This window comes from Burkholderia sp. BKH01, from assembly GCF_025685725.1.
Taxonomy (GTDB): domain Bacteria; phylum Pseudomonadota; class Gammaproteobacteria; order Burkholderiales; family Burkholderiaceae; genus Burkholderia; species Burkholderia pyrrocinia_C.
This window is the reverse complement of sequence record NZ_JAOTQT010000024.1, coordinates 101,782-112,402: the sequence shown is the minus strand read 5'-3', so window position 1 is coordinate 112,402 and position 10,621 is coordinate 101,782. Positions and strand designations below refer to the sequence as shown.

14 protein-coding genes and 2 pseudogenes are annotated in these 10,621 nt (G+C 64.5%); 5 read left to right on the top strand and 11 right to left on the bottom strand.

From position 1 onward, the window contains the following. The coding region (locus tag OEJ37_RS27520) for a hypothetical protein (RefSeq protein ID WP_263347462.1) at window positions 1-218 on the top strand (218 nt) is incomplete at its 5' end. On the opposite strand, the gene OEJ37_RS27515 is transcribed toward OEJ37_RS27520, so the two are convergent. The 4 genes from OEJ37_RS27515 to ribA form a co-directional block, all read right to left on the bottom strand. After that, window positions 215-403, bottom strand: coding sequence for a hypothetical protein (locus OEJ37_RS27515; protein WP_174421145.1), 189 nt, complete (start codon window positions 401-403; stop codon window positions 215-217). The genes OEJ37_RS27520 and OEJ37_RS27515 overlap by 4 nt on opposite strands. A gap of 93 nt (window positions 404-496) precedes the next feature. Next, on the bottom strand, window positions 497-634 hold the full coding sequence (locus OEJ37_RS27510) for a hypothetical protein (RefSeq protein WP_263347460.1): 138 nt from the start codon (window positions 632-634) through the stop codon (window positions 497-499). Between the two features lie 115 nt (window positions 635-749). Beyond that, a complete protein-coding gene (locus OEJ37_RS27505; RefSeq protein WP_263347458.1) occupies window positions 750-1,235 on the bottom strand; it encodes a GNAT family N-acetyltransferase in 486 nt (161 codons plus the stop codon). 232 nt (window positions 1,236-1,467) lie between these two features. Further along, entirely contained in the window at window positions 1,468-2,118 is a 651-nt protein-coding gene (ribA, locus tag OEJ37_RS27500; RefSeq protein WP_152857376.1) for a GTP cyclohydrolase II, read from the bottom strand. Between the two features lie 176 nt (window positions 2,119-2,294). Here ribA and OEJ37_RS27495 point away from each other — a divergent pair, with 176 nt between their 5' ends. Continuing rightward, the gene (locus OEJ37_RS27495; protein WP_152857377.1) at window positions 2,295-2,756 is read left to right on the top strand and encodes a CBS domain-containing protein; all 462 of its coding nucleotides are present in this window, start codon (window positions 2,295-2,297) and stop codon (window positions 2,754-2,756) included. Between the two features lie 157 nt (window positions 2,757-2,913). Here the strand turns inward: OEJ37_RS27495 and OEJ37_RS27490 are convergent, their stop codons facing one another. Next, on the bottom strand, window positions 2,914-3,243 hold the full coding sequence (locus tag OEJ37_RS27490; RefSeq protein WP_174421126.1) for a DUF4148 domain-containing protein: 330 nt from the start codon (window positions 3,241-3,243) through the stop codon (window positions 2,914-2,916). Between the two features lie 512 nt (window positions 3,244-3,755). On the opposite strand from OEJ37_RS27490, the gene OEJ37_RS27485 reads away from it, so the two are divergent. Further along, window positions 3,756-4,154, top strand: a complete 399-nt coding sequence (locus tag OEJ37_RS27485) for a GreA/GreB family elongation factor (protein ID WP_006486027.1) — start codon at window positions 3,756-3,758, stop codon at window positions 4,152-4,154. 175 nt (window positions 4,155-4,329) lie between these two features. On the opposite strand, the gene OEJ37_RS27480 is transcribed toward OEJ37_RS27485, so the two are convergent. Beyond that, window positions 4,330-5,448, bottom strand: coding sequence for a porin (locus tag OEJ37_RS27480; protein WP_174421127.1), 1,119 nt, complete (start codon window positions 5,446-5,448; stop codon window positions 4,330-4,332). A gap of 611 nt (window positions 5,449-6,059) precedes the next feature. Between OEJ37_RS27480 and OEJ37_RS27475 the strand changes: the two genes are divergently transcribed. Then, window positions 6,060-6,431 carry a hypothetical protein gene (locus OEJ37_RS27475; RefSeq protein ID WP_263347445.1) on the top strand — a complete coding sequence of 124 codons (372 nt, stop codon included), beginning with the start codon at window positions 6,060-6,062 and terminating at the stop codon, window positions 6,429-6,431. Between the two features lie 516 nt (window positions 6,432-6,947). Here the strand turns inward: OEJ37_RS27475 and OEJ37_RS27470 are convergent. Next, window positions 6,948-7,244 (bottom strand): annotated as a pseudogene (locus OEJ37_RS27470) (winged helix-turn-helix transcriptional regulator); the annotation flags it as partial. Window positions 7,245-7,262: 18 nt separating this feature from the next. Between OEJ37_RS27470 and OEJ37_RS27465 the strand changes: the two are divergent. Next, window positions 7,263-7,757: an amidohydrolase family protein gene (locus OEJ37_RS27465; RefSeq protein ID WP_411859291.1), complete on the top strand. Its 495-nt coding sequence runs from the start codon at window positions 7,263-7,265 to the stop codon at window positions 7,755-7,757. Window positions 7,758-7,776: 19 nt separating this feature from the next. Here OEJ37_RS27465 and OEJ37_RS27460 read toward each other — a convergent pair whose 3' ends face one another. From OEJ37_RS27460 to OEJ37_RS27450, 4 genes and pseudogenes are all read right to left on the bottom strand, one after another. Continuing rightward, complete coding sequence (locus OEJ37_RS27460) at window positions 7,777-8,388, bottom strand: cysteine hydrolase family protein (protein ID WP_263347442.1); 612 nt, start codon at window positions 8,386-8,388, stop codon at window positions 7,777-7,779. A 247-nt stretch (window positions 8,389-8,635) separates the two neighbouring features. Next, window positions 8,636-8,852: pseudogene (locus OEJ37_RS34960) on the bottom strand (MFS transporter); the annotation flags it as partial. 391 nt (window positions 8,853-9,243) lie between these two features. After that, on the bottom strand, window positions 9,244-9,891 hold the full coding sequence (locus tag OEJ37_RS27455; protein WP_263347439.1) for a glutathione S-transferase family protein: 648 nt from the start codon (window positions 9,889-9,891) through the stop codon (window positions 9,244-9,246). 226 nt (window positions 9,892-10,117) lie between these two features. Next, window positions 10,118-10,573, bottom strand: a complete 456-nt coding sequence (locus OEJ37_RS27450; protein ID WP_175918209.1) for a MarR family winged helix-turn-helix transcriptional regulator — start codon at window positions 10,571-10,573, stop codon at window positions 10,118-10,120. Window positions 10,574-10,621 lie beyond the last annotated feature (48 nt).

Here is a 10,621-nt window from a genome sequence, read left to right as displayed (position 1 = left end):
CGGCACGGCACGGCACGGCACGGCACGGCACGGCACGGCACGGCACGGCACGGCAGCAAGTTGCATCGATACAACAGGGCTTGCCAACCCTCGGGTTTTCCCTTAAATTTACGTCTGTCTCCTCCATGTCTCCAAACATGGATTCAGCCCGCTCAAGCAGCGGGCTTTTTTATTGCCTGCGCGGATTGCGGGGACGCATCGTCTTCCGTCCCGACTAACCTGCCGGCCGCACGCCGGCGGGCCGCAACCAGTAGTGGTGCACCGCAAATACCAGCGCGACCGCCACGACAAGCGCCAGCAGCAGGTACAGCCAGCCTTTTCTGGTCATCGGCAGGTCCGCCAGAGCATCCAGGTCGCCCGTCAGGACCATCATCGCAGTCACCCCCAGCACGACCAGCACCATCGTCCCCTTTGCCCCCATCCAAAGGCCGCCTCCAGCACGGCCGCCCATAGTGACTGGCGGTAAGGTCCGGCAACCGGCCGACGAAGATCGGGCTTACCCATTCCTCACTTCCCGGACGGCATACGCGTATCTGCACATCGGCCGGCAGGCTCCGTCGAAGGCGGAAATTCGAAAGTTTTCCGGACGAGCAGCCACGGCGATGCGGTGCGCGCATTCGATCTGCAGCGTCATGTTTTTTCTTTCGTGAGCCGATGTTCGGTGGTTCGTTCGGCCAGAACGAATCCACATTTACCGGATCGTGCCGCAAAACGCCGCATGGAGCTGACTGGCACGCGCACGTAAGCCGTTACGCGCCGGCGTCGCCACCGGGGCGCGTGACATACACGACGTGCCGCCGCAGCGCATGCCCTTCCGGTAACGCGGGATGATCGAAATCGCGCGCGGGTTGGCGCCGCATGCCGAGCCGCTGCATCACGTGTTGCGATCGCAGGTTGGTATCGGCCGTCCACGCGAAAATCTCGCCGAGCCCGATCCGGTCGAATCCGTCAGCCAATGCCGCGGCCGCCGCTTCGGCAATATAACCATGCCCCCATGCGTGACGCGCCTGCCGCCACACGATCTCGACGCGCGGCGCCATCGGATGCGTTGCGCGCGCTTCGTACGACAAGCCGCAGAGTCCGATCAGCATCGCGTCGGCGCGACGCACGACCGCCCACGCCCCGTAACCGTACGCATCGAAATGCGCTTCGAAGCGCGCGATGACGTCGTTCGCCTCGTCGACGAACATCGGGCCGCGCGCGAGCCACGCGGTCACGTCCGGATGCGCATGCATCGCCGCAGCGCGCCCGCATCCGCCGGTCGCCAGCGACGCAGCGTCAGGCGTTCGGTTTCCATCTTCAGTGGCGTGGTCATGGGTGACGCGGATCTACGGGCGGCGACGCAACGCAGGTAACGTCACGAACCCGGAGGCAGAACAGATGAAGGGGAAATCGAGATCGTCGCGTCAGCCAACGACGATCGGAAGAACGAACAACGAGAAACGGGCGCCGGTGCGCCCGCTGTGATTACTCGTTTTCCTCGAAGTAGTGCCCGAACTTCGTCTGCTTCGTGCGGATATAACGCTCGTTTTCCTCGCGCACGGGCACCGCGAGCGCCACGCGCTCACAGACGGGAATGCCGTGCTTCGCGAGCGTGTCGAACTTCTTCGGGTTGTTGCTCATCAGGCGCACCGACGTCACGCCGAGGATCCGGAGGATCGAGGCGGCCGAGTCGTATTCGCGGGCGTCGTCGGGCAGGCCGAGGTCGAGGTTCGCCTCGACGGTGTCGCGCCCCTGCTCCTGCAGCGCGTATGCGCGGATCTTGTTGCTCAGGCCGATCCCGCGCCCCTCATGGCCGCGCAAATAAAGCAGCACGCCGCGGTCTTCGGCCGCGATGTAGCGCAACGCGAGATCGAGCTGCTCGCCGCAATCGCAGCGGTACGAGCCAAACACGTCGCCGGTCAGGCATTCGGAATGCAGCCGCGTCAGCACGGACTGCTCGCCGGTCACGTCGCCCATCACGAGCGCGAGATGTTCGGCATCGCTGCCCGATACGCGGAATGCGTACGACGTGAACGTGCCGTAGCGCGTAGGCAGCGACGCGGTGGCGACGAGCGTCACGCACTCGTCGGCCCGGCCATTGCCCTGCGTGGGCGATTGGGGACGCGAAGACATCATGAATTCAATCGAAACGTTCTGGAATGTAGGAGTTGTGTGGATAGTGCGTGACCGGAGTTTACCGCTAATCTGGAAACGTCATGCGACTGCCGCCGCCGGCCCGGCTATACTGGGCCCATCGGGTGACGCGCATCACGCCTGCCTTCCCTGCATCGACCTGCACACGGAGAAAGCGAATGAGCACGACTGTCGCGCAGATTCTCAAGGCCAAGCCGGATTCGGGCCGCACCATCTATACCGTCAAGAAGACCGATCTCGTCTATGACGCCATCAAGCTGATGGCGGAAAAGGGCATCGGCGCTTTGCTGGTCGTGGAAGGCGACGACATCGCAGGCATCGTCACCGAGCGCGACTACGCGCGCAAGATCGTCCTGCAGGACCGCTCATCGAAGGCCACCCGCGTCGAGGAAATCATGACGGCGAAGGTGCGCTACGTCGAGCCGTCGCAATCCACCGACGAGTGCATGGCGCTGATGACCGAGCACCGGATGCGCCACTTGCCCGTCCTCGACGGCGGCAAGCTGATCGGCCTCATCTCGATCGGCGACCTCGTGAAGAGCGTGATTGCCGATCAGCAGTTCACGATCAGCCAGCTCGAACACTATATCCACGGCACGCCCGCGGTTACGTCCGTCTGACCCGCTCCAGCAAAAAAGGCCCAAACGCGTAAGCGTCTGGGCGGAAAGCCGCCGGAATGCGGCGACGGAGGTTCTGCTCCTGCGGGCGAACGACGCGCGCGGACGGCGCGCGTCTCGTCGATTGAGCGGTGCGCTCGGGCAGACCGGGGACGTTCGCTTAGTTGCCGAAGTAGACCGAGTTCACGGGATTCGGTGCTTCCCGCGTCATGCGACGGCCAGCTTGTCCGGCACCCGTCGCCACCGCACCGTAGCCGCTCGTATCGGCCTGCGCAAGCATCGGCTGGTTCGGCTGTATCCGTTGTTCGGCCGCCTGGATATCGCTCGGATATTGCGAATCGCTCGCCAGCGGCTTGTAGCCGTTCTGTTCGAGTTGCACCAGTTCGGCCTTGACCTGGTCGCGGGTCAGCCCTTGGTCGGACTGTGCAAAAGATGCGATCGGGGCGGCAAGGACGGATGCGGCGATGGCTGCGTAGATGATCGACTTCATGATTTACCTCCGGGTTATGTTCTCTTTTGACGTCGCCTCGGCAGGACTGTCTGAAGCGATTGAATCCAGTGTAGTTCTCGCCACCCCAAGGGGAAACCCTTAGTTTCAACATACAGCGTTGCGATTTTGGAAAATATCGCCCACTGTTTATGGACCACGGCATTGTCACTTGCTTCATCTGTACAACAATCGCTGACGAAACGCCAACAGCCGAATCACATATCCCGAAGGTTGTGTTGTAAAATCGTAAGGTTTTATTCGCCAGTCGATATTCCATCCACCATGTACGCGCTCACGCCCCTCTCGGTTTCGCCGTCCGGCCCGGCCGGCGCGCGCGCGCGCGCCGGCCATCCGGCGCATCCACTCGCTCGACGCACGGCCCAGGCGCCGCTCGCCCCTGCCCGGCGCCTGATCTGACGGCTCGGTCTCCTCCCGGAGCCAGGTCAGACAGGCTCCGGGCGATCCTCATAGGCACGCCACGCCTGCCCCTGCCGATCATTTGGAGAACTTCCATGAAACAACGCCTTTACCAGTTGACCGAACTCGACGTCGCTCGCCTCGAGAAGCACGCCGAGCACAACCCGCGATTCCAGACGATGCTCGACACGCTGCTCGAGCGCGCCGACATCGTCCAACCCGACGCCATCAAGGCGAACGTCGTCACGATGAACTCGCAGATCACACTGCTCGACGAAGCGACCCAGGAACAAGCCACCTGGACAATTGTTTATCCGGACGCCGCCAATCTCGAACTCGGCCGCCTGAACGTCTTCTCGCCCGTCGGCATGGCTCTGCTGGGTACGCAGCGCGGCCAGATGGTCAAGGTGATGCAGCCGAGCGGCGCCGAAAAGCTGATGAAGGTCGCCGCAATCGTGTTCCAGCCGGAAGCCAACGGCGAATACACGCGCTGAGCCACCTGCCGGTGGCACCGCGCCCTAACGGCCGCGCAACGAAAAAGCGAGGCACCGGCCTCGCTTTTTTGCATCCGGCCGATTTGAATCACCGACGTTACATTCCACAGACGAAAAAAAGGCGCCCGAAGGCGCCTTTTTTGATGCTGCGAAGCGGGTTACCCCGCCGTCACGCTTAGAAGCGGTGACGCAGACCAACCGTTGCTGCGGTTTGGTTGATCGACGAGCTCGGCAGGTTGTTGTTGAAGCTGTCGCCGTTGTAGATCGATGCGCCAATGCCGTTCTTCGCTGCACGCTGGTACACAGCTTGTGCGTAGACGTCCGTGCGCTTCGACAGTGCGTAGTCAGCTTGCAGGCCGAACTGGTTCCAGTGCGTGCTGCCGTTGTTGATCTTCGCGTTCGTGTACGTGTAAGCAGCACCCAGGCCGAGAGCCGGCGTCAGGTTGTACTTTGCGTTGACTTCGTAGTTGTCAGTGCGCAGCGTGCCCAGACCGACTGCATTGTTGTCGAGACGCGCTTGCGTCCATGCAGCGCCGACTTGTGCCGGACCGAATGCATAACCAGCAGCAGCACCGTACGTGCGGACGCGGCCTTGGCTAGCGATGCCACCGATCGCCGACGACGTCGCGCCGTTTGCGTTCGTACCGTCACCCAGGTTCGCTTGCGAGTATGCAGCAGCCAGCTTCAGACCTTGGAACTGGTATGCAGCACCCGCGCTGTACGCACGGTTGTTGCCGAAGTTCGTGTTGTTCGAGAACGAGTACGTGCCGCCGAATTGCAGGCCAGCGTAGTTCGCGCTCGTGAACTTGATCGTGTTGTTCGCTGCGACATCGCCAGTCGTGCTCAGACGGTCGAGGTTCAGCGGGTGCGCGAAGTACGTGCCGCCCCACGAACCCGTTGCCGTCAGCGGCGCCAGGTAGTCTTGCGTTGCGTCATACTGCTTACCCAGCGTGACCGTGCCGTACTGGCTCGACAGGCCGACGAAAGCTTGGCGGTTGAACATGCCGCCGTTGTTGCCCAGCTTGCCGTTACCGATGCCGAAGCCGCTTTCCAACGTGAAGATTGCCTTCAGGCCGCCACCCAGGTCTTCCGAGCCACGCAGGCCGAAACGGCTCTGGTCAATGCCCGAACCCATCGCCCAACGCGACTTGCCAGCTTGACCCAGTGCCGGTTGGACGTTGCTCGTGTAGGTGATGCCTGCGTCCAGCACGCCGTACAGCGTGACGCTGCTTTGCGCGTGAGCGACGGTAGCGAACGATGCTGCAGCTGCTGCAACGATCAGAGTCTTGTTCATTCGTGGAGCTCCCTTCTAAAAAGAGGCAGGTCTCGCGACCTTGTTTCATAAACGGTCTCAACCGCCCGGGAACGCCATCGGTCCTGCTGGCCGCGCCCGGATAGTTGCCCGTTTGGGAACCGTGAGTTTAGGGGTGTACCCTAGGGGCGCGATCCGCAAATAAAGAAATAAGCTTTTCCAGAACTAGAAATAATGAAACTGGGGCCGCGTTATAAGTATTTGTTTTGATGTCTTTTTTTGACTTCTTGACGAGGGCTTTTTGGAGGCTTTCATCGCACCATTCTTTCATGTCGCCGTCTTGACGGTTGCATAGAAACAACAAACTGGTTCGGTAGAGCACCCAAAATCGGCAATTTTTACCCATTTCAGCGTCGGACACTGCGCTTCGATCGTCTAAAACGTGTCAGTCGCCCAGCAAGCAGGGTGCGACACCCGTGCAGCGGACAATGTCCATCAGTCAGCCCGCGGAAACGGAAAGGTCGCTCTTCGCCGGCCGGCGGCCCAGCCGTGTGGCGTGACGCGCGGTAACAGCCTTAACCGCCCGCGTAACCCGGCCTGCGTACCGGCAGGCTAATGTAAGGCAGCCCCTCCAATACAGAACAGGACACGCCATGAATCGACGCTCATTGCTGCGCGCCATCGGATTGACCGCCGCTTTCGTCGGCACCGGCTTGCTCCGCGCGGCGTCGGCCCAGCCCGCGCCGCCCGTATACCGGCCGTCCGGCCCGAACCGCGTGCCCGGCGGGCCGCCGTATGCCGACCGCCCGGGCTTCGGGCCGCCGGCGGCACGGCACGACCGCCGCCCGCCGCCACCGCGGCCGCACGGCTATATATGGACCGACGGTTACTGGCGCTGGCAGCGCGGCCGCTATATATGGATGTCCGGCCGCTGGGTCGCACGGCGCCCCGGGCGTCGGTGGGTGCCCGGCTACTGGCGCCGCCAGGGGCAGGTGTGGGTCTACGTCGACGGTTCGTGGCGATAGGCGGCTACCCGGCTCCGGCCCGTGGCGGCCCCCAGGAGCCGGACGGCCTGCGAACCCGCGTCGTTCGGCTCCGGAATCATGGTGCCCGGCAGGCGCACGCGCGACTGCTGCGCAGCTCGCCCCTTCTCCGGAACGATCCCGACCGCCAACGCCGATGCGTGGGCGTCTATCCAATCAGGCAACGTCGCCAGGCAATATGCCCGCCGATCTCCGGCGCGTCATCGTGTATCGACCGGATTCCCGCCACGCTCTTGTCGTGCACGTCGCATGCCGCGCAACAGACGACCGAATGTTTCGGTCGCCCCGATGCCAGGCCCATCATCCGGACGCGGTGTCGCAAGCGCATCGCCGCATTCGCGACGAACGCGGCAAAGCATCGTCAAGCCGTCCATTCCGGCCAAATCATTCGGATAACGAAATCATGCAATGCCGATGCGAATGCATCGACCCTTCGTCACCCCATCGCGCTCCGTCTGCAACCTCCCGACAATCGACATAACGACGCGTGCACCCCGCTCAGCGCCCGCCGCCCTCCTGCTCCCGCGCACGACGGCGCGCGGTGCAGATCGCGCGATGATGTTCGTCGGCCCACCGGATCATCGCCTGCATCGGTGTCAGGAACGAACGCCCGAGGTCGGTCAGCGGATATTCGACCCGCGGCGGCACTTCGGCGAACAGTGTGCGATTGACGAAGCCATCCTGCTCGAGCCGCTTGGGCGTGCGCGACAGCATCTGGTTCGACACATCGCCGATCGCGCGGCCGAGTTCGTTGAAACGCATTGTCCCGCCGGACAGCGCCTCGAGCACCCGCAGCTCGTCGATCCGGCCGACATGGGCCGCTTCAACCGGCTCGGCGCGATCGCGAACGTGCGGACACTGTGGCCGGCCGCACGCGAAGAGCAGCAGCTCCACCGCGACTTGCTCGGCGACGAGCGCGCCGCGCGCAATTACCCGTTCCGCAGCATGCGCAACGCGGGCATGATGCTCGTGGCCGGTTCGGACTGGTCGGTCAGCACGATGGACCCGATGCAGATCATCCGGACAGGCGTCACGCACCTGCCGATCGACCAGCCCGACAGCCCGCCGTGGAATCCGCACGAGCGCCTCGACCTGCTGACGATGCTCGAGGCCAATACGGTGAATAGCGCGTACGCGCTGCGTTTCGACAACTGCACGGGCTCGCTCGAAGCAGGCAAGTACGCGAGCTTCGCGATCCTCGACCGCAATCCGTTCGCGCACCCGGTCGAGACCTTCGCGCGGACCCGCGTGATCGAGACGTGCTTCCGCGGCGAAATCGTGTACGCCGCGCCGGGCTGGGCGGACTGAAGGACGAACCGGGCGGCCGTCAGGCGACGTCGAGCGCCAGCACCTGAGCGGTGGTCAGCACATCGCCGAACGTGTCGGACAGCGCGGCCAGCGTCGCGCGATGGAGGTCGCGGTGCGGCACCGTGCCGCCGTCCGCGACGTCGAGATCGCGTGTTGCGCATGCGTCGTCGACGACGATCACCTCATAACCGAGCGGCACCGCATCGCGGGCCGCGCCGGCGACGCACGCATGCGTCATCAGGCCGGTGACGATCAGCGTGTCGACGCCGGCCGCCTTCAGGCGCGCATCGATGTCCGTGGTCGGGAACACGCTCACTGACGTCTTCTTCACGACCGTGTGGTGCGGCGCCGGCTGCAGGTCCGTGTGAAAGCGGAAGCCGTCGCTGCCGTCGGCGAAGATCGGGCTGTCTGCCGTATCGACGTGCTGAACGTGAAACACCGGAATGCCCGCACGGTCCGCGAACGCGATCACGCGCTGCGCGTTGTCGAGCGCGCGCGGTCCTTCCGGAATCGGCAGGCGGCCGCTGAAATATTCGTTCTGGAAATCGATCACCAGCAGCGCGGTGCGGGCGGCGGCGATCGACGTCGGCGCCGTCGCGCCGGCCAGGGTACGGATGGTCGGATGTTGCATGGGGTCACACTCCCGGTTGGCTCATTGAACGGAACGGCGCGCCGGGCCTGCCGGCGCCGCCGGACGCGGCCCGGGGTCTCCCCGGTCGCGAGGCGCCAGTGTCGGGCCGTGCGGCTTTGCGCGACAGCCGCGCGCGGGACAACGTCCGACAGGATCGGGCCAACATGCGCGCGGCCGACGACGACAGCGCAGCCGTTCGCGCGCCCGGCCGCGAGCGCCCGTACGCGACCATCATCACCAAACTGAGTACGAAGGCCGCGTGCAGATCGCTGAAGATCGCGGACATCATCGGGCAGACGAGCCCGAACCCCATCGCGTCGATCGCGATGGCGGGCGGGCAGACAGGGGCCGAGCGACGGGTAGTCGAGCCGGGACATGGCGACCTTCCGGACGGAGTGGATGATCGCCCAAACGTAATGACCGGGCAGCGGCCGCAGCAGGCCGCCGCCTGCGATGCCGGACATCGGCTGTGCCGATCCCCTGCATGCCGCCCGCGCCGATCGCTCGCCGGCACGGGCGACGGCCCCCCGCCGCTACCTGGCGCTCAGCGGTTCGCTCTGGAATTGCCTGCGCGCGAGCACGCACGGCGCGATGCATCGGGAATGCGCTCGAAACCGAACGACTCGACCTGCGTAATCCTGCCTTCACTCATTTGTCTCCAACTCCTCTGGTGCGCCTGTACGGCCCGTGGTTGCGGCCATACGACACATCGTCATCGATTTTCGGCCGCTCTAACCCGGATCGAGCCGCGCAAATATCACGCATTCGAGACGTTTACGGCGAATGAGAACAATGTTTCCCGGCGGGCGAGCGGCCGGTTCCCGCGCCGCCCGTGCGGCGCGGACGATGCATCCGTCAGTGCGCCGGCACTGCGGCCGGCGCGCGGCAAGCGGCCAGGCCCCGCTGAACGGCCGGCCGTGCGGCGATGTCGGCGAGCCAGCGCTCGACGTGCGGGTAATCGGTAACGTCGAGATCGAGCTCGGCCGCCGAGCGCAGCCACGGAAACGCGGCGATGTCGGCGATCGAGTATCGCGACGATGCGAGATACGCCGATTCCGACAATCGGCCGTTCACGACCCCATAGAGACGCCGCGCTTCGTTCCGATAGCGGTCGATCGCTTCCGCATTGACCGTCTTCGACGCATGCAGGAACCACCAGAGCTGGCCGAGCATCGGCCCGATCCCGCCGATCTGGAAGTGCAGCCATTGCTGGACCGCCGTGCGCTCGGCCAGCGTTTCGGGATGCAGACAGCCTGTCGTCGCGGCGAGATAGCCGAGGATCGCGCCGGATTCGAACACGGCCAGCCCGGTGTCGTGGTCGACGATGGCCGGAATCTTGCCGTTCGGGTTGATCGCGAGAAACGCCGGGCTGCGCTGCTCGCCGGCGGACAGGTTCACGTGCACGAGGTCGTGCGCGAGCCCGGCCTCTTCCAGATAGATCGCGATCTTGTGCCCGTTCGGCGTGTCGGCCGTATAGAACGTGAGGGATTGCGTCGATGTCATGTCGGTCCTTGTCATCCGGTTATCATTGCAACTGCAATCGTTGCAATTGCAATCCTACGCCGGGACCGAGGGCTCCGGTACATGCCAGCACTCGAAGGAGGGATATGCAGACTGTGCGATCCGGGGCAGGCCGGCGCGCGACAGCGAGCGCAAATCCGGCGGTGCGGTGCGAGCCGCACCGGCGATGCACCGGCATGCGCGCGGCCGACGCGCGAGCCGGCCGCCGCTACTTCGCGTCGGCCGTCGCTTCACGCGCCGCGGCGGTCGCGCGATCGAGCGCGGCGGCCATCGCCACCTGCTCCTTGCCGGTGAACTGCCCGAGAAAGAGGTCCGAGACCGTCGACTGGTACACCTTCCACATCTTCTTGCGCAGGGCCCGCCCCTTGTCGGTGATGCTCGCATACGCGGCGCGGCCGTCGTCCGCCGAACGTGCGCGCGTGACGAGCCCCTCCTGTTCGAGCCGGTCGACGAGCCGCGTGAGGTTGTAGCGCTCGATCGCGAGCACGTCGGCGAGTTCGTGCATGCGGCGCGTGCCGTCGAGCCCGCTTTCGAGCCCCCACAACGCGTCGTACCACGCATACGCTGGCAGGCCGGCATCCGCGAGGCGGCGCTCGATCTCGCGAATCATCGTCCGGTGCGCGCGGACGAACGAGAACCACAGATCGGGTTCGGGTGCGCTCATGTCAGGTCGTTCCTTTCGTTTAATTGCAGTTGCAATTAAATCTTACCT

Excerpts from the sequence above, each read along its gene's own strand:
- ribA (WP_152857376.1), bottom strand. The coding sequence starts at position 2,118 with ATGATGTCTTCGCGTCCCCAATCGCCCACGCAGGGCAATGGCCGGGCC.
- OEJ37_RS27450 (WP_175918209.1), bottom strand. The coding sequence starts at position 10,573 with ATGAGCGCACCCGAACCCGATCTGTGGTTCTCGTTCGTCCGCGCGCAC.
- OEJ37_RS27510 (WP_263347460.1), bottom strand. The coding sequence starts at position 634 with ATGACGCTGCAGATCGAATGCGCGCACCGCATCGCCGTGGCTGCTCGT.
- OEJ37_RS27485 (WP_006486027.1), top strand. The coding sequence starts at position 3,756 with ATGAAACAACGCCTTTACCAGTTGACCGAACTCGACGTCGCTCGCCTC.
- OEJ37_RS27460 (WP_263347442.1), bottom strand. The coding sequence starts at position 8,388 with ATGCAACATCCGACCATCCGTACCCTGGCCGGCGCGACGGCGCCGACG.
- OEJ37_RS27475 (WP_263347445.1), top strand. The coding sequence starts at position 6,060 with ATGAATCGACGCTCATTGCTGCGCGCCATCGGATTGACCGCCGCTTTC.
- OEJ37_RS27480 (WP_174421127.1), bottom strand. The coding sequence starts at position 5,448 with ATGAACAAGACTCTGATCGTTGCAGCAGCTGCAGCATCGTTCGCTACC.
- OEJ37_RS27455 (WP_263347439.1), bottom strand. The coding sequence starts at position 9,891 with ATGACATCGACGCAATCCCTCACGTTCTATACGGCCGACACGCCGAAC.
- OEJ37_RS27495 (WP_152857377.1), top strand. The coding sequence starts at position 2,295 with ATGAGCACGACTGTCGCGCAGATTCTCAAGGCCAAGCCGGATTCGGGC.
- OEJ37_RS27490 (WP_174421126.1), bottom strand. The coding sequence starts at position 3,243 with ATGAAGTCGATCATCTACGCAGCCATCGCCGCATCCGTCCTTGCCGCC.
- OEJ37_RS27465 (WP_411859291.1), top strand. The coding sequence starts at position 7,263 with ATGGGCCGCTTCAACCGGCTCGGCGCGATCGCGAACGTGCGGACACTG.
- OEJ37_RS27515 (WP_174421145.1), bottom strand. The coding sequence starts at position 403 with ATGGTGCTGGTCGTGCTGGGGGTGACTGCGATGATGGTCCTGACGGGC.
- OEJ37_RS27505 (WP_263347458.1), bottom strand. The coding sequence starts at position 1,235 with ATGCATGCGCATCCGGACGTGACCGCGTGGCTCGCGCGCGGCCCGATG.